Below are 16,108 nucleotides of genomic sequence, written 5' to 3'. Positions count from 1 at the left end.
CGGGACCGGCGGGCTTCAGGCCTGCCGGTCCCAGCCCTCGGCGGCCCGGAAGCTGTGGTAGCGGTCGCTGCCCAGGATCAGGTGGTCGGCCAGGGGGACGCCGAGCGATTCCCCGGCGGCCTGGAGGCGCCGCGTGAGCTGCACGTCCTCCCGGCTGGGAGCCGGATCGCCGCTGGGGTGGTTGTGGAAGGCCAGGGCCGTGGTGGCGCCGTAGCGCAGGGCCTCGCGGAAGAACTCCCGCGGGCTGATGAGCGTGGCCGTGGCCGTGCCCTGGCTGAGGATGCGCTCGGCCAGGAGGTCGCCCTTGGCGTTGAGGGCCAGGAGGCCGAAGCGCTCCTCCGTCCAGCCCTGGCAGCGGGGCAGCAGGTAGCTGCCGGCGGCCCGGGGGCTGGTGATGCGGGGGCGTTCCGCGCTCCGCTGGGCCCGGCGGGCCAGCTCGGCGGCGGCCCAGAGCTGGCCGGCCTTGGCGGGGCCGAGGCCCGGCTGGTCCAGCCAGTCCTGGAGCCCCAGGGCCATGAGGCCCGAGAGGCCGCCGGTGCGGCCGAGCAGGGCCTGGGCCAGCTCCACGGCGCTCTGGCCCTGGCGGCCCGTGCCCCAGAGCAGGGCCAGCAGCTCCGCGTCCGCCAGGGCCTCGCCGTGGCCGGCGAGGAGGCGCTCCCGGGGGCGCTGGTCCGGGGAGAGGTCAAGGATGCGCATGGTCAGGCCTCCGTCCAGGCGCCCAGGCGCGGGCGGTAGCGCAGGAAGGCCACCTGCCCCCCCAGTCCCAGGCGCAGGCACAGGGCCTCCCGCCCGTGATGGAGGAACCAGACGTTGGCGGCGGCCCGTCCCTGGGGCAGGAGGGTGAGGGGGCGTGGCCGGCCGGAACGCCAGCCGCTGCCGGCCAGCTCGGGTGGCATCGGAATGGAGGCCGGTCGGCCCCAGCGCACGCCCTCGGGCAGGCGGAGGGCCAGGTGGCCTGGGCCGGCGCCGGGCGCCACGCACACGGCGCGCCGGTGGGTGGTGGCCAGGCTGAAAGCCAGGTGCAGGTTGCGGCGGAGCTCCCGCTGGGCGGCCTGGAGGGGCGGACTGAGGGGGCCCGGGAGGATCCGGGCCGCGGCGCGGCCCAGCGTGTCGAGAAAGGGGTGGGCGGCGCGCATCAGGCCCTCGCCCAGTGCCGGAGGTCCGGGCGCCAGCGCAGCATCCGGACCCGTCCCCGGTTCGACAGGCGCATGCAGAGCACCTCCTCCCCGTCGTTCAGGAACCAGCAGCTGGCGGTGGCGGTGTGCCGCGGGGTCACCGTGATAAGCGGATGGGCCTCGCCCTGGATGTCCGCCTTCGCCGGGTCGTCCATGCCCGGCGGCAGGGGGACGCGGGCGGGCTTGCCCCACTTCACCCGGCGGCCCAGGCGGATGGGCAGGTGGTTGGGTCCCTGGCCGTTGCCCAGGCCCACGGTGACGTTGACGCCCCGGGCCCGGGCCATGACGAAGGCCTGGTCCAGGCTCTCGGCCAGCTCGTGCTGGGCAGCGCCCAGCTCGGCGTGGCCCGGGTGCCACTGGGTGGCCCCCACCAGGGCGAGAAGGCCAGAGATCCCCATGGTGAGGGTGAAGTCCAGGAGGGAGACCCCCCGCTGGGCGTGCCGGCCTGCGCCGGTGAGGGGGATTCGGAGCAGGCCGGTGCCCATGGCCGCCGCCTACCGGAGCGCCGAGGCGGGCCGGGGGGTCGCCGCCAGGAAGGGCTTGAGGCGGGCGAAGGCCTTCTCGCCGATGCCCTTCACGTTCATCAGCTCCTCCGGGCGCTGGAACCCGCCGTGCTCCTTGCGGAAGGCGACGATGCGCTCGGCGGTCTTCTGCCCGATGCGGGGGAGCTGCATGAGCTCGGTGACGGTGGCCGTGTTGAGGTTCACGGGCCGCTGGGGCTGCCGGGGGGCCGGGCCAGCGGCGGCGAGGGGAAGGGCCAGGGCGAAGGCCAGGGCCAGGGTGGAGAGGGGGTTGGACATGATCGCCTCCTTTCAGGGCGATCGAGGAAAATCGAGATTCGTGCCGACTTTATAAGTGCTTTAAATAAAAGATTTAATCAATAATCATGTTATGTATGTGTAATCAAAATATTACAATATTTTCTAAATTTTTATTAATTCAAAATATTCAAATATTTAAATTTAGTAAATTTATAGATTCAAAAAATTGAAAAAGTGACATATCAAAACCAAAGGAATCGGGACCTGATGGGACAGGGACCGGTCCCCGGTCCCGGAATCCTTCAGGAATGCCCCGGATCCACCTATCCTGGAGGGGTCCGAGGAGCGCTGCAGGACCCGCCGGATCGGCTGTGCGGGATCCCAGGCTCGGACCCATCCTTCCAGGAACGGCGCTCACCTCAACCCTGCACCGGGTTGGCGAGGTGGGTTCGCCCGTCGTCCGGTTCCACGAGGAGGTCCCATGACCGTCGCCACCGCCGACCATGTCGTCGCCGATCTTTCCCTGGCCCCCTGGGGCCGCCGGGAGATCGCCATCGCCGAGGGCGAGATGCCCGCCCTGATGGCCATCCGCAAGGAGTACGCGGCCAAGCAGCCCCTGAAGGGCGCGCGCATCGCCGGCTCCCTGCACATGACCATCCAGACCGCCGTGCTCATCGAGACGCTGAAGGCGCTGGGTGCCGAGGTGCGCTGGGCCAGCTGCAACATCTTCAGCACCCAGGACCATGCGGCCGCCGCCATCGCCGCCGGCGGCACGCCGGTCTTCGCCGTGAAGGGCGAGAGCCTGGCCGAGTACTGGGACTACACCCACCGCATTTTCGACTTCGAGGGCGGCGCCAACATGATCCTCGATGACGGCGGCGACGCCACGCTGCTGCTGCACCTGGGCGCCCGGGCCGAGCAGGACAGCCATGTCCTCGACCACCCCGACAGCGAGGAGGCCACGGTGCTCTTCGCCGCCATCCGCAGGCGCCTCGCCGAGAAGCCGGGCTGGTACGCGGCCCAGCTCGCGAAGGTGAAGGGCGTCACCGAGGAGACCACCACCGGCGTCCACCGCCTCTACGAGATGGCGAAGAAGGGCGAGCTGAAGTTCCCCGCCATCAACGTCAACGACAGCGTCACCAAGAGCAAGTTCGACAACCTCTACGGCTGCCGCGAGTCCCTGGTGGACGCCATCAAGCGCGCCACGGACGTGATGGTGGCGGGCAAGATCGCCGTCGTCTGTGGCTACGGCGACGTGGGCAAGGGCAGCGCCCAGGCCCTGCGCGCCCTCAGCGCCCAGGTGTGGGTCACCGAGATCGATCCCATCTGCGCCCTGCAGGCGGCCATGGAGGGCTACCGCGTGGTGACGATGGAGGAGGCCGCGGACCAGGCCGACATCTTCGTCACCTGCACCGGCAACTTCCACGTCATCACCCATGACCACATGAAGCGGATGAAGCACAACGCCATCGTGTGCAACATCGGCCACTTCGACAGCGAGATCGACGTGGCGAGCCTCGAGCAGTACCCGTGGGAGGAGATCAAGCCCCAGGTGGACCACGTCATCTTCCCCGACGGCCGGCGCATCATCCTGCTCGCCAAGGGCCGCCTCGTGAACCTGGGCTGCGGGACGGGCCACCCCAGCTACGTGATGTCCTCCTCCTTCGCGAACCAGACCCTGGCCCAGATCGAGCTGTGGACGAAGCCGGGCCAGTACCCCGTGGGCGTCTACACCCTGCCCAAGCACCTGGACGAGCAGGTGGCGCGGCTCCAGCTGCAGACCCTGAATGCGAAGCTCACGGCCCTCCGGCCCGACCAGGCCCAGTACATCGGCGTGCCGGTGGAGGGGCCCTACAAGGCGGACCACTACCGGTACTGATCCCGGCCCGGGACAGGACAAGGGACCCCGCCGGGCGGGGTCCCTTGCCGTACCGGGACTTCCGGCTACGTGACCAGCGCCTCCTCGTGGTGGGTGGCGTGGCGGACGGTGGCCTCGCATTCCAGCTGCGGGGTCTGGGTGAAGTGGGCGTTGGCGAGGTCGGTCCGGACCTTGGCCAGCACCTTGGCCCGGGACAGCTTGTTCTTCCCGGTCCGCATCTCCTTGCACAGGTAGTACGTGAAGGCGCCGTGCCAGTCGCCGCCGATGAGGGCGTCGGCGCTGGTCTGGTGGTCCTTGCAGGCGGTCCACAGGATGTGGTGGGTGAGGCCCTTCTCCAGCAGCTTGAGGTGCTGGGGCCGCGCCCGGCGGAGCTCCATGTCGCGGAAGGCCTCGATGGAGGGCGGGGGCAGGTAGCGGGGCTTCCGGTCCAGCAGCAGGTCGATGGCCTTCAGCCCGGTCCCGCTGTGGCAGGTGTCGAGGTAGACCTCGAGCAGCACGTTCGGCGGGAGCTGGATGAACAGGTCATGCAGCTCGTCATCCACGATGATGTGGTCGCGGTTCCACTGGGTGCCGCTCTGGGCCAGGTCGTGGGGGCAGAAGGCCTCGTCGGCCCGGTCCATCTCGTCCAGGTTCAGGTCGGGCACCTGGGTGCCGTGGCTGGAGAGGCTGAACACCAGGTGGTTGATCTTCCCGTTCCGCGCCTCGGTCACCATGCGTTTCAGTTCCTTCATGATGTTGGCCTTGGTGGCGTTCTGGTCGGTCAGCCGGGTGATCTCCGCATCCGTGAAGCCGTTCACGTCCTTCAGCAGCTGGGCCATGTCGTTGGCGTCGTTGACGCAGCCGTGGAGGGTGGCCGTTGGGAAGTTCTTGTAGGTGTTGATGCCTACGCAAAGCGCGTTGCGTCGGACCATATCCTTCCTCCTGTTCAACAGATGACCCTGGAGGCTCCGGGACAGGGGCCTCCGTTGGTCGTCGAAGGCGACGGGAATTTCCTTGTGCAAGTCCGGAGGACTGCGATCGTGCACAGGCATGCGTCCGTCCGGGGCCACCATAGGCCCTGCGCCGGCCCGGGCAAGGGCATCATGGGACCTGTCCGGAGATGCCCATGACCTGGTCCCTCACCGTCGCCGCCGTCATCGAGCGCCAGGGGCGCTTCCTCGTCGTGGAGGAGACGGATGGCGTCCACCCCGAGCGGGTGTTCAACCAGCCCGCAGGCCACGTGGATCCCGGCGAGACGATCCTCGACGCCGTGCGCCGCGAGGTGAGGGAGGAGACCGGCCTACCCTTCACACCGGAGGCGGTGGTGGGGATCTACCAGCTGCAGGCCCGCAACGGCCGCGACTACTGCCGCATCTGCTTCACGGGCACCGTGCCCGACGGCGTGGAGGCCGTTCCCGAGGATCCCGAGATCCTCGGCTGCCGCTGGCTCAGCCGCGACGAGCTGGCCGCGGCGCCCCTGCGCTCGGGCCTGGTGCTCCGCTGCGTGGACGACGCCCGGGCGGGGCTCCGCCATCCCCTCGCGCTGGTGGAGGTGGTGCGGCGGGAGCGTTAGCTCTTCTTCCGCAGCCAGGTGGCGGCGATCAGCGACGTGAGCAGGCCCGTGAACCAGGTGCCCAGGACGCCGGAGAAGGCCGTGGGCAGGGGCCGCTGCATGGAGGCCTGGGCCTGGATCAGGGCCTCGATCTGGGCGGGGGCCAGGCCCTGCTGGGCCATCTTCAGGCGCCCCAGGGCCTCCATCTCGCGGAAGTAGCTGGGGAACAGCACCACCGTGAAGAACAGGCTGCCGAGGAAGATGATGGCGGAGGCGATCACGGAGGCGGCCACGCCGTTGCCCACCTGCCGCAGGTAGCCGCTGGCCGGCGCCGTGATCCGCAGCAGCACCAGCAGCACGGCGATCTGGAGAGGGATCACCAGCCAGAAGAGGACGAACAGGGAGGGGTGGTGGTACCAGCCCGTGAACCCCATGACGAAGGTCCACAGCACCACCAGGATCCCGAGGATGATCCCCGCGCGAAGCGTCGCCATCGTGGCTCCTAGAAGACGTGCCCGCCGCCGTTGACGGGGAGGGTGGCGCCGGTGACGAAGCCGGCCTGTAGGATCCCGGCCACGGCCTCCGCCACGTCCCCGGCCAGCCCGTTGCGGCGCAGGGGGGTGTGCTCCGCGGCCGCCTGCTTGTGCTTCTCGGGCAGCTGGGCGGTGGCGTCCGTGAGGGTGAGGCCCGGGGCCACGGCGTTCACGCGGATCCCCATGGGGCCGAGCTCGAAGGCCAGGGCCCGCACGAAGCCCTCCAGGGCCGCCTTGGCGGCGCTGTGGGCGCAGAAGCCCCAGCCCGGATTCCGCGCCAGACCGCTGGTGATGGCGACGATGGAGCCGCCCTTCCGCTCCAGCATCTGGGGCACCACCGCCCGGCAGCCGTGGAAGGCCGCGCCCATCTCGCCCAGGAGCTTCGACTCGAAGGCCTCCCAGGGGTAGTCGAGGAAGCCCTTCATGGGGAAGCCGATGGAGGCGTTCAGCACCAGGATGCCGATGGGGCCCAGCTCCGCCTTCACGGCCGCGGCCATGGCCTCCACCTGGGCGCGGTCCCGGGCGTCCCCCTTCACGGCCACGGCCCGCCCTCCGGCGGCGGCCAGTTCGGCCACCAGCGCCTGGGCCGCGGCCTCCGAATGGTGGTAGTTCACGGCCACGGCGGCGCCCTGGGCGGCGAGGGAGCGGGCGATGGCGGCGCCAATGCCACGGCTGGCACCGGTGACGAGGGCGACGTTTCCTGCGAGCGGCATGCAACCTCCCTGGGGCCAGGCCCGATTCTGCCGCCCCTGGCGGGCGGGCTCAAGACTCCATCAGCTCCGGAATGGCCATGGCCCCGGCGCTGCGGCCGTCGACTGCGAGGGCGCGCCGGAGATACCCGGCCTGGCCCAGGTGGAAGGCCAGGTGGGTGGCGAGGTGGAGCAGGAAGCGCCCCGTGGGGGGCTGGACCCCCGCCACCGCCACGGGGAAGGGGGCGGCCAGGGCCGCGTCGGAGAGGCCCGGCAGCACGGCCTCGAGGTCGGCCAGGGCCGCGCGGAGTTCGGCCGCCACCTCGGTCCGCGGGCCCGACCGGCGGCCGAACTCCGCCTCCCGGTCGCGGACGTAGCCCGTGCCGCCCAGCACGGTGCCCGCGAAATGCCGCAGGTTCCCCGCCACGTGCAGGGCCAGGTTCCCGGCGCTGTTGGCGACGCCCGGCTGCGTCCGCCAGAGGGCCTCGTCGTCCGGGAACAGCGCCACCTCCCGCTCGAAGGCCGCGAGGTCGCGGCGGAACAGCACCAGGAGGTCGGCGGCCAGGGGCGTCATGGCGCCCATCCTACGCCCGGTTGTGGGATCCTCGTCCCATGGATCTGCAGGCCCTCCTCGACGACCTCGCGCGGGAATCCGCGCCCTTCGCGGCCCAGGGGCGGGTGGCGGACTACATCCCGGCCCTGGCGGCGGTGGATCCGTCCCGGTTCGGGATCGCCCTGGCCACCATGGACGGGCAGGTGCTCGGCAGCGGCGTCTGGCGCGCGCCCTTCTCCGTCCAGAGCGTGTCCAAGGCCTTCGCCCTGGCGCTGGTGCTGGCGCGGGACGGCGAGGCCCTGTGGCGGCGCGTGGGCCGCGAGCCCTCCGGCAACCCCTTCAACTCCCTCGTCCAGCTGGAGTACGAGAAGGGCATCCCCCGCAACCCGTTCATCAACGCCGGGGCCCTGGTCCTCGTGGACCGGCTGCTCAGCCTCACGGGGGATTCCGTGGGCGCCCTCCGCGCCTTCCTGCGCGAGGAGAGCGGGAACGCAGCCGTCGACGTGGACGCGGAGGTGGCCACCTCAGAGGCCGCCCATGGCCACCGCAACGCGGCCCTGGCCCACTTCATGGCCAGCTGCGGCAACCTGGAGAACCCCGTGGAGGCGGTGCTGGACCACTACTTCCGCCAGTGCTCGCTGGCCATGAGCTGCGGGGACCTGGCGAGAGCGGGCCTCTTCCTGGCCAACCACGGCCTGCGGGCCGACGGGAGCCGGCTCCTCACCCGCAGCGAGGCCAAGCGCATCAACGCCGTCATGCTCACCTGCGGCACCTACGACGCCGCCGGCGACTTCGCCTACCGCGTGGGCCTGCCCGGCAAGAGCGGCGTGGGCGGCGGGATCCTGGCCGTGCTGCCCGAGCGCGGCGTCCTCTGCGTATGGAGCCCGGCCCTGGACGCCCACGGCAACAGCGTGGCCGGCGTGGAGGCCCTGGACCGCTTCACCACCCGCACCGGCTGGTCGGTGTTCTAGGCGGTCCGCCGGGGGCGCAGCAGCCAGGCCGACCAGCCCGTGAACAGGGCCACGGTGCCCAGGATGGCCGCCAGGCGCAGCCAGGGCGCCCCGAAGGCCAGGCGCTGCTGGACGTCCCCGACCAGGGTCCAGAGCCACACCAGGGCCCCCAGGCCCAGGGCGCCGGCCACGAGGATCTGCGCCCAGGGCCGTCGCAGGAAGAGCGGCACCAGGAGCGCCAGGCAGAGCAGCACCAAGGGCAGCTGGCCGAAGCGGAGGAAGTGGGCGCCCAGCATCAGCAGGGCGAGTACGGCGGGCAGGCGGCGAAGGAAAGGCATGGGAACTCCGGCGACGGGAGAATCATACCGATCTGTCCGAAATATCTGATCACAAGCCGCAACTAGGCCTGGGTCCAGCGTTTGGCCCAGGCTGCCCGGGCGTCGGGCTCCAGGAAGGTCCAGGCCACGAACCGGCTCTGCTTCTGGCCCTGGGCCATGGCCACGGTGCGGACCTCGGCGGCCCCCGCCTGGCGCAGGGCCCGGTGCACCGCCGGCAGGCTGGCCGAGCTCGAGACCAGGGTGGTGAACCACAGCACCTGGCCGGAGAGGCGGGCGCTCTCGGCGGCCATCCGGCGGATGAAGCCCACCTCGCCCCCTTCGCACCACAGCTCGGCGCCCCGGCCGCCGAAGTTCCGCACGGGCCGGGCCGAGTCGCCGCGCCCCAGGTTGCGCCACTTCCGCTGGGTGCCCTCCCTGGCCTCGCGCAGGGAGCCGTGGAAGGGCGGGTTGCAGAGGGTCAGGTCGAAGCGGTCCCCCGGGTCCACCACGCCGGCGAAGCTCGCCGCCGGGTCCGCCTGCCGCCGCAGTTGGACGACCGCCTCCAGGCCGTTCGCCCGAAGGATGCGGGCCGAGGCGGCCAGCGCCGCCGCATCGATGTCCGAGCCCACGAAGGACCAGCCGTACTCCCGGTGGCCCACCAGCGGGTAGATGGCGCTGGCCCCCACGCCCACGTCCAGCGCGCGCACGGCCGTGCCCCGCGGGATCGCGCCGCCATTCCCCTCCGCCAGCAGGTCCGCCAGGTGGTGCAGGTAGTCCGCCCGGCCCGGAATGGGCGGGCAGAGGAAGCCCTCGGGGACGTCCCAGCCCCGGATGCCGTAGGCTTCCGCCAGCAGGGCCCGGTTCAGGGCCTTCACCGCCGCCGGGTCCGCGAAGTCGATGGATGGCCCGCCGTGGGGCGCGCGCACCACGTAGCCCTCCAGGTCCGGGCTGGCCTTCGCAAGGCGCGCGAAGTCGTAGCCGCCGGCATGGCGGTTGCGCGGGTGCAGCCCGGGCTTCGCGGGCGGGGGGGCGTCGGTTCGGCGCGGTCGGGATCCCATCCCCGTAGTGTCCGGCGGGGCGGCCCGCCCGTCACGCCCCGGGGCCGTCAGCGGGGTCCGGGCCAGTCCGGGAACAGCAGCCGCCAGGCCCCCTCCGGACCGGCCAGGAGGCTCAGGTCCTGCGGCGAGGGGCGTCCGCAGGGATCGGCGCCGAGGGTCCGGGCCAGGGCCTCCGTGGCCGGGGAGAGGTACACCCGGAGCTCGCAATGGAGGTGCCCCTCCGACTCGTGCCGGAAGAACACCGCCGCCTCCGGCGGGCACCCGGCCGTTCCGAAGGCGGCCCGGAACGCCGCCTCGAGCCGGCCCAGGGGCTCCAGGGCCAGCGTCGCATCACCGAGGCTCGTGGTGAACCAGGGGTCCATCCTGACTCCTGGCCCCCATCAGAGCAGGGATGGCCCCCGGGGTCATCCGCAAAGGCCGGGAGGGCCGGGTTGAGGCAGCCGGGAGCGCACCCCACCGGTCCCGCAGGACCGCGAGGACCGCCCACCGACCCAGGCCGATCGGGCTCCCCCCCGGGAGCCGGGTCGGGGGGTCGGCTGGGCCCGATCCTGCCGCCCGTCAGGCCTGCGCCGGCTCCTGCCGGACGATATCGACCGAGATCTCCACGGCCGGGATCGTTCCTCGGTTCTCCAGCCAGTGGGTCGTGTTCCGATCCTCGGGCCAGCCCACGCCCGGCCCGTAGTCCGTGGCGACGCCATCCCGATGGTCGGTGATGGTTCCCTGCAGGATGTAGACGGTCCCCGGTCGTCCCTTGTGGTCGTGAATCGGGCCGAAGACGCCGCCGGGCGCGAGGGTCACCTTGCGCATCCGAAGCTGCAGTCCGGCCATGCCCTCGATCTCGGGACCGAGGTCGACCGTGGCGAGGCGTTCCACTGTGACGCCTCGGGTTTCAGGTGGTACCTGGTCGTGGTTCATCAGGCGCTCCTTTCCGTAAAGCCAGGGCCGGACGAAGGAAGCCGACCGGCCCCCGCGCAACGAGGCGCTGGGTGGGGCCGTGGATTCGGAGGTTGGGAGAGAGCGGAAAGTCGTGCGGGCCTGGTACGAGAGGATCGGAGGGGCAGGCCTGTCTAGGGGGTTGGGTTGGGGGACTTGACCATGATCCCAGTTCGATCGCTGACCTTCCGGGCCAGATTCAGCGCTCGTTCAAGGGTGAATGCGCCGAGCGCATGTTCACCAAGGTAAAGCTCCAACCCATCGCGACAAACCAAGGTGATCTGCCAGTTCGAAGATCTCAAGTGCCTTCCAACGGTGATGCCCTGGAAATCCTGCGGAGGCCTTTCCCATTCGACGAGACCGTACAAATTCTTTTTGTGGAACTTAAGGGTCTTCCGGCTGCCTGAAGCAACCAGCCATTGATCCGCAGTCAAACTGTAGAGGCTCGAATACACAAGAAGGGCTCCGAACATCCCGACGATGACCAGGAGCCGACTCGGGGAGTGGGCCGATAGGTAAAGCCTGGTGACCAGCCCCAGAAGAACCACCCCTGGGATGAAGGTGGCCACCGCCCAGCGGGTGCCCTTGAAGCGGAAAGTCACGCTTTCAGGGGTTTCTTCGGAGAGCACCATGATGGGGGGATTTTCTCTCAACGAGACCTCTTCGAGGTTGGATTCATAGACCTGGATACTGCCCAACGGAGAAGGCCAACCGGACCCGCCTGCACCGAGGCGACGGGCGGAACCGGGGAAGCGAAGGGTGGGAGAGGACGAAGGGCCATGCAGGCGGGGTTCGGGTTGAGCCAAAGGTCAAGCCAGCGGAGGCGCAGGAGACAGTCGCTGTCACCCTTAGTAACCAGCCTTGTAGATACCTTTATGGCTGTCAATGGCGACGCCCTCCATGCCGCCGTGATTGTCCCCGGGGATCTGGTGCATTTCCAAAACCAGCTCAGCCCCCTGGTCGTTCTTCAGGACGGTCCGGAAATGGCGTGGACTCCCGAGGACCTTTGCATTGAAGTAGCCAGACCCGAATACCTGGTCCCAGTACGGCGCCAATTCGCGATCCGGGATCGCGGTATGAAGCGCGAACGATCCGGAATACAAATCACCACCGGGCAGGGTGGCGGTGATGGTTGCAGACTGCCACCCAAAGTGGATTTTGAAACGGCAGAGGACGGGTGGCTGCGGAGGGGCTGCGCTGATTGGATAGAGGTGGAACGGGGCTGAGATGGGGAAACAGCCAGCAAGGGAAAGCAGGGCAAGTGCGGCCAGCGAGCGCGAAAGCATGGAGGCTCCTTGGAGGGGTAGCTCCAAGTAGCCATCTGCGTGCCAAAGGGCTGACTCGAGAAAAGAAGGACGGGCTCAGGGATCAAGCCAGCCGGCCCCGCCTGCACTGGGCGCGGAAGGGATCCGAAGACGCGGTATGAAGGGTAAGGACGGAGGCGATGCAGGCGGGGTTCGAGTGGGGGGGGAGGGCCGGGCCGATGGTCACTTGCTTGTGGATGGGGCGGATAACCCCAGGGTGTCAAAGACAAGCTTGTACCACTCGGCCGGTACGTCGTTTCGAACCCCGGTCTGGAACGTATGGTCAGCGAAGCTCTCCTGCCAACTGAGCGTCAGCGCGACTCGTACCCGGGTCGAGGTTGCGGTTTCGGCTTTGACGAGGATGGATCCTTCCAGGACGTTGACGTGGCTTCTCGATCGGCTCGAGTTCTCCTCGGATTGATAGCGGAAGGTGATAAGGCCGAGCGGCTGATTGGCCGAAAGGATGATCCAGTTGTTATCGAATAGCTTCCCGACAATCCTGTCGAAGGTCGCCTCAGGGTTTGTCGTGACCAGGTCGGACATCGGTTTGGGAACCTGCCCCGCACGCGCAACGGAAGGGGATAGGGCCAACAGTGCGGGGAAGCACGCTGAAACGAAACGCCACGGGCGCATGGGGCTCCTGTTGAATGTGGTGAAGCGGCTTACGAATGAGGCTGAGCAGCCCGCCTGCACAGAGGCGACGAGCGGAGCCGAGACGGCATAATGCTGAGAGAACGTGGAAGGCAATGCAAGGGGGGGGGGGGGGGGGGGGGGGGGGGGGGGCCGACTTTGAGCGAGAGGTTAGGCGCCGCGTGATTTCATTCGCCTTTGAGATCCTTCTTGGCGGATTTAATATATCTGCCAAACTCCTTATCCTTCTTGCGCTTCTCAGCGTATGACGCCTGATGGTGCTCTGACTCACGTCTCAACTTGAGAAAGTTGTCGTAATGATCGGCGCTGATTCTCCCAGACTCCATCGCCTTTAGAACTGCGCAACCTGGCTCGTTGGTATGAGTGCAGTCCCTGAAATGACATTGGGATGAAAGCGAGACGATATCTGAATAACTCGCCTCAATTCCGCCGCCTGCGCCAAGTATTCCAAATTCCCGCATGCCGGGGTTATCTATGACCATCACACCGTTCGCTAGAACAATGAGTTCTCGGCGCACGGTTGTGTGGCGACCTTCACCCGTGCCACTAACCCCATGTGTTTCAAGAGCGGCATGACCAATCAACTCGTTGATTATGGTGCTTTTACCGACGCCAGACGAACCAACGAAGCAATACGTGTTGCGGGGCAACAGAACTCGTTGGAGTTCGTCGATTCCTTCTTTGGTGACATGGCTCAACGTCAACACCGGCGCGTCAATTCCCGCGCTTCTGATTTGCGCCAATTGCGCAGAAAGCACTTCAGGCTCAACAAGGTCAGTCTTGGTTAAAAGAATGTGGGGAACAGCCCCGCCATCCATGACCATGACCAAGTAACGCTCTAGTCTCTTCAAATTGAAGTCGTAGTGGCAGGACTGCACGATAAATACGACATCGACATTCGCCGCAACCATCTGTTCGTCGACTGATGCTCCAGCCATCTTGCGACGCAGGCTGGTCCTTCTGCCAACAATGCAATGAACAACCCCAAACTGATCAGCGGGTGCCTTTTCGACACAGACCCAGTCACCTACGCACGGTAGCTGCGATGAGGACACCGATCCATGCCTATACTTTCCTGACAGTTTGGCCCGAAAAACCTCCGATTCATTGATTAGCAGAAACAGTTCGCGGTCTACTGCGGCCACCCGCCCATAAGTACCTGCAGAATGACAGTCGATTTTCGCGTGCTCTGCGAACCAATCATCCCAGCCCAGCGCTTCAAGCTTTGAATTGCTCATTGGCATCGCTCTCGAATTCTAGATGCATTGCACTGCGACCATTCGGCGCATATCGAATGAAGCTGGCCGCCCCGCCTGCACCGAGGTGCTGAGCGAAGCCGAGGAAGACGAACAAAGAGAAGGAGCGTAGGGCAATGCAGGCGGTGTCCGAGTTGAGCGGAAGATTAGGCCAGGGTCCGATTTGAGCGGAGGGTTAGGCTGTGGACTTGTATGATTGAGCATTGGGCGCATTTGGTCAGTCTTCGATAACCGCCTGACCACGACGTTTCAAATTTTCAAGAGAATCCAATCTTGCCTGCAGCATATCAGCGGGATGTCCGGTCCAGTCTTCGACCACACCGATGATCTTGAGTGGGTCGCGCGTACGATAGGACTTGGTCAGATTGCCGGGGAATCGCTTGTTTGTGAGATTGGGGTCATCCTCGAACGTCCCCGTCGGTTCGACGATGTAGATGTAGCCGCGACCTTTCAAATTCGAAAGCGCTGTAGCGAGTTCTGCGCCCCAGATGGCAGCTTCCAAGACAGCTGTGAAATAGATGTTGTTTGATGTCCGGCCCTCCTCGAAATTGGAGGCTCGCCCGGTTACCAGCAAGTCACCTATGTCCAATTTTGCCTTTGTGCCGTGATAAAACGGTCCGGTCACGCTGTTGCAGTTGTCATGCGAGACCGGTATCCATTCATGGTTGTCCATGTGCAGAGCCCTTAATGAAGCCTAACGAATGAAGCCAACTGGCCCCGCCTGCGCCTAGGCGATGAACGAAGCTGGGGAAGCGGGACGAAGAGAAAGAGCGGAAGACAATGCAGGCGGGGGCCGAGTTGAGCGGGGGGTTGGGCAGGTGTGAATTGGGGTCAAAGAAATTTGGCGTTATTGATTTACTGGCGTTCCAGGGATGGGTGTCCCCCCTGTCACTGGCTGATAAACACCGCCGCCAAGGGGAGTGCATAAAATGGGTGGACCACCTGTTGCAGGGATAACAAGGCGCGGTGATAAGTCGGGCCCGTTTGCTTCCCCCTGATTTTTGGCTGGCGTGGTGGCCACATTCGCACACCCAACCATCAAGATTGTAAGAAAGACACAGAGTGTTTTCATTTTGCCTCCTAGAACCCACAAATGTCGCTAAGGCTGCAATTTGATTCACCCACGGAGATGAAACCTAGTAGATGTTGCAAGATGCTGCGAAATCGACGTGGAAGGGGTTCTCCAGAGGGTTTGAGTCAATATCTGTACCAATAGTTGTTCCAGCCCCGCCTAACGAAGGAAGAAAACCGGCCCCGCCGGCGTCGAGGGGATGGGCGAAGCCGAGGAAGACGAAGGAAGAGAATGAGCAGAAGACAATGCAGGCGGGGTCCGAGTAGAGCGAGGGGTTAGGCTGTTGTTCAAGGATTCGAGTCAAATACGACGTGAAGGGTGAAGCGGGCTGTGGTAGGCCTCCCATTTAATTTTGCAGGAATGAATGTAAAGCGTTTGGCATAGTCTTCAGCTGCTTGTCTAAGAATCTCCGGCCCTTGATCGGAGTAGATTTTTAAAATTTGCCCGGTTTCCGAAACATGAATGTAAACCGTCACAGTGCCTGTAATATGACCAGCTTTCGCCTTTGCGGGATATTCAGGCCCTGATGCAGGCCAGGTTTTGATGTGTATTGGCTCAAATTTGAAGGACGGTCCATCTTCCTTTGGTGTTGAATGAACCCCCGAAACCGGTCCTTTGCATCCAAAGGTGAGAAGAGTAAAAACAATAATGGCGGTTTTCATCGGGCACCAGTGTGGATGTGAAGCCTAACGAATGAAGCTAACCGGCCCCGCCTGCACCGAGGCGCTGAGCGGAGCCAAGGAAGGGAGAAGTTGAGATAGAGCGGAAGGCAATGCAGGCGGGGTCCGACTTGAGCGAGAGGTTAGGCGTCTGCATTTGAATCGCCATTCTGGCTTGAAGTGTGGAATGCCATGGTGATGATTGACGGAAAAATAAAGCCCTTGAGATAGGAAAGCGGATGCCTTCCCAGGGTGAAATCGACGGGCAGTTTCCCGAAGTGCGCCCAATAGTGCGTTGCAACAAGTCCGGTGATACCGACCCACATTCCATACAATGCCCAGCTTTTACCAAAGACGACGAGCAACAAACTGAGAGTAATCATCACTCGAAGGACCGATTGCACGTATTCGAATGTTGTATGAGCACTAGTCCCAGTACCTAGATACAGACCGCACAGGGTATAGATGTGGTAGTAGATCAGCAGTCCGGCGAGAAAAAAAATGATCAGGCGCCGGAACAACAGAAATCGGCTCGTCTGCATTCCAGGCAGTGTGCTCACTTCGGCCCTCCTTTCTACAGACGCCTAACGGAATGAGCTAACCGGCCCCGCCTGCGCCGAGGCGATGAGCGAAGCCGAGGAAGACGAATGAAGAGAAAGGTTGTCAGTTCACCGTCAAGGTACCACGTTGCCATTCCTTCGCGCGGGCAGGGTCGGCTCGCCGGGAGGGGTGCAAGGTCGCGAAAGGCGCGCCCGGAAGGTCACCGACACGCCTTTCGCGGCCCGCT

Annotated in this window: 22 protein-coding genes and 1 riboswitch; of the genes, 3 read left to right on the top strand and 19 right to left on the bottom strand. The window is 65.9% G+C overall.

Annotated elements, in window-relative coordinates; genetic code table 11:
* Positions 1-15: 15 nt before the first annotated feature.
* Genes radC through QSJ33_RS04850 form a run of 4 tightly spaced genes read right to left on the bottom strand, consistent with a single transcriptional unit; the run spans position 16 to position 1,975 of the window.
* Positions 16-696 carry a RadC family protein gene (radC, locus tag QSJ33_RS04865; RefSeq protein ID WP_285723436.1) on the bottom strand — a complete coding sequence of 227 codons (681 nt, stop codon included), beginning with the start codon at positions 694-696 and terminating at the stop codon, positions 16-18.
* Between the two features lie 2 nt (positions 697-698).
* Positions 699-1,136: a hypothetical protein gene (locus QSJ33_RS04860; RefSeq protein WP_285723435.1), complete on the bottom strand. Its 438-nt coding sequence runs from the start codon at positions 1,134-1,136 to the stop codon at positions 699-701.
* On the bottom strand, positions 1,136-1,660 hold the full coding sequence (locus QSJ33_RS04855; protein ID WP_285723434.1) for a pilus assembly FimT family protein: 525 nt from the start codon (positions 1,658-1,660) through the stop codon (positions 1,136-1,138). Before QSJ33_RS04855 ends, QSJ33_RS04860 begins: the two co-directional genes overlap by 1 nt.
* 9 nt (positions 1,661-1,669) lie before the next feature.
* Positions 1,670-1,975 carry a ComEA family DNA-binding protein gene (locus QSJ33_RS04850; protein ID WP_285723433.1) on the bottom strand — a complete coding sequence of 102 codons (306 nt, stop codon included), beginning with the start codon at positions 1,973-1,975 and terminating at the stop codon, positions 1,670-1,672.
* A gap of 295 nt (positions 1,976-2,270) precedes the next feature.
* Positions 2,271-2,359: riboswitch (S-adenosyl-L-homocysteine riboswitch) on the top strand.
* 58 nt (positions 2,360-2,417) lie between these two features.
* Between QSJ33_RS04850 and ahcY the strand changes: the two genes are divergently transcribed.
* On the top strand, positions 2,418-3,815 hold the full coding sequence (ahcY, locus tag QSJ33_RS04845; RefSeq protein WP_285723432.1) for an adenosylhomocysteinase: 1,398 nt from the start codon (positions 2,418-2,420) through the stop codon (positions 3,813-3,815).
* A 65-nt stretch (positions 3,816-3,880) separates the two neighbouring features.
* Here the strand turns inward: ahcY and QSJ33_RS04840 are convergent, their stop codons facing one another.
* Positions 3,881-4,726 (bottom strand): caspase family protein, encoded by an 846-nt coding sequence (locus QSJ33_RS04840; protein ID WP_285723431.1) that lies wholly within the window; start codon positions 4,724-4,726, stop codon positions 3,881-3,883.
* Positions 4,727-4,920: 194 nt separating this feature from the next.
* Here QSJ33_RS04840 and QSJ33_RS04835 point away from each other — a divergent pair, with 194 nt between their 5' ends.
* The gene (locus tag QSJ33_RS04835; RefSeq protein ID WP_285723430.1) at positions 4,921-5,367 is read left to right on the top strand and encodes an NUDIX domain-containing protein; all 447 of its coding nucleotides are present in this window, start codon (positions 4,921-4,923) and stop codon (positions 5,365-5,367) included.
* On the opposite strand, the gene QSJ33_RS04830 is transcribed toward QSJ33_RS04835, so the two are convergent.
* The 3 genes from QSJ33_RS04830 to QSJ33_RS04820 are packed head-to-tail and all read right to left on the bottom strand — an operon-like array spanning position 5,364 to position 7,142.
* Positions 5,364-5,840, bottom strand: a complete 477-nt coding sequence (locus QSJ33_RS04830; RefSeq protein ID WP_285723429.1) for a DUF4199 domain-containing protein — start codon at positions 5,838-5,840, stop codon at positions 5,364-5,366. The two genes, QSJ33_RS04835 and QSJ33_RS04830, sit on opposite strands and share 4 nt — an antisense overlap.
* 8 nt (positions 5,841-5,848) lie before the next feature.
* Positions 5,849-6,592, bottom strand: coding sequence for an SDR family NAD(P)-dependent oxidoreductase (locus QSJ33_RS04825; RefSeq protein WP_285723428.1), 744 nt, complete (start codon positions 6,590-6,592; stop codon positions 5,849-5,851).
* Between the two features lie 49 nt (positions 6,593-6,641).
* Positions 6,642-7,142: a DinB family protein gene (locus tag QSJ33_RS04820; protein WP_285723427.1), complete on the bottom strand. Its 501-nt coding sequence runs from the start codon at positions 7,140-7,142 to the stop codon at positions 6,642-6,644.
* Positions 7,143-7,180: 38 nt separating this feature from the next.
* Here QSJ33_RS04820 and QSJ33_RS04815 point away from each other — a divergent pair, with 38 nt between their 5' ends.
* On the top strand, positions 7,181-8,092 hold the full coding sequence (locus QSJ33_RS04815) for a glutaminase (protein ID WP_285723426.1): 912 nt from the start codon (positions 7,181-7,183) through the stop codon (positions 8,090-8,092).
* On the opposite strand, the gene QSJ33_RS04810 is transcribed toward QSJ33_RS04815, so the two are convergent.
* The 11 genes from QSJ33_RS04810 to QSJ33_RS04760 form a co-directional block, all read right to left on the bottom strand.
* On the bottom strand, positions 8,089-8,409 hold the full coding sequence (locus QSJ33_RS04810; RefSeq protein WP_285723425.1) for a hypothetical protein: 321 nt from the start codon (positions 8,407-8,409) through the stop codon (positions 8,089-8,091). The two genes, QSJ33_RS04815 and QSJ33_RS04810, sit on opposite strands and share 4 nt — an antisense overlap.
* Positions 8,410-8,471: 62 nt before the next feature.
* On the bottom strand, positions 8,472-9,446 hold the full coding sequence (gene rlmF, locus QSJ33_RS04805; RefSeq protein ID WP_285723424.1) for a 23S rRNA (adenine(1618)-N(6))-methyltransferase RlmF: 975 nt from the start codon (positions 9,444-9,446) through the stop codon (positions 8,472-8,474).
* Positions 9,447-9,493: 47 nt separating this feature from the next.
* Positions 9,494-9,808, bottom strand: a complete 315-nt coding sequence (locus tag QSJ33_RS04800) for a hypothetical protein (RefSeq protein WP_285723423.1) — start codon at positions 9,806-9,808, stop codon at positions 9,494-9,496.
* Positions 9,809-10,004: 196 nt separating this feature from the next.
* Positions 10,005-10,361 (bottom strand): cupin domain-containing protein, encoded by a 357-nt coding sequence (locus QSJ33_RS04795; protein WP_285723422.1) that lies wholly within the window; start codon positions 10,359-10,361, stop codon positions 10,005-10,007.
* Between the two features lie 152 nt (positions 10,362-10,513).
* Positions 10,514-11,077, bottom strand: a complete 564-nt coding sequence (locus QSJ33_RS04790) for a hypothetical protein (RefSeq protein WP_285723421.1) — start codon at positions 11,075-11,077, stop codon at positions 10,514-10,516.
* Positions 11,078-11,227: 150 nt separating this feature from the next.
* Positions 11,228-11,665: a hypothetical protein gene (locus QSJ33_RS04785; protein WP_285723420.1), complete on the bottom strand. Its 438-nt coding sequence runs from the start codon at positions 11,663-11,665 to the stop codon at positions 11,228-11,230.
* Positions 11,666-11,866: 201 nt separating this feature from the next.
* Entirely contained in the window at positions 11,867-12,226 is a 360-nt protein-coding gene (locus tag QSJ33_RS04780) for a hypothetical protein (protein WP_285723419.1), read from the bottom strand.
* 275 nt (positions 12,227-12,501) lie between these two features.
* Entirely contained in the window at positions 12,502-13,578 is a 1,077-nt protein-coding gene (gene rsgA / locus QSJ33_RS04775) for a ribosome small subunit-dependent GTPase A (protein ID WP_420801377.1), read from the bottom strand.
* 229 nt (positions 13,579-13,807) lie between these two features.
* Positions 13,808-14,263 carry an NAD(+)--rifampin ADP-ribosyltransferase gene (arr, locus tag QSJ33_RS04770; protein ID WP_285723417.1) on the bottom strand — a complete coding sequence of 152 codons (456 nt, stop codon included), beginning with the start codon at positions 14,261-14,263 and terminating at the stop codon, positions 13,808-13,810.
* A gap of 686 nt (positions 14,264-14,949) precedes the next feature.
* Positions 14,950-15,324 carry an energy transducer TonB gene (locus tag QSJ33_RS04765; RefSeq protein WP_285723416.1) on the bottom strand — a complete coding sequence of 125 codons (375 nt, stop codon included), beginning with the start codon at positions 15,322-15,324 and terminating at the stop codon, positions 14,950-14,952.
* 140 nt (positions 15,325-15,464) lie between these two features.
* Entirely contained in the window at positions 15,465-15,881 is a 417-nt protein-coding gene (locus tag QSJ33_RS04760) for a hypothetical protein (protein WP_285723415.1), read from the bottom strand.
* Positions 15,882-16,108: the final 227 nt, after the last annotated feature.

This window comes from Geothrix rubra (genome assembly GCF_030268065.1).
In the GTDB taxonomy this organism is placed as follows: domain Bacteria; phylum Acidobacteriota; class Holophagae; order Holophagales; family Holophagaceae; genus Geothrix; species Geothrix rubra.
Note: the sequence above shows the minus strand (reverse complement) of the source record. Positions and strands in the feature narration are given on the sequence as shown.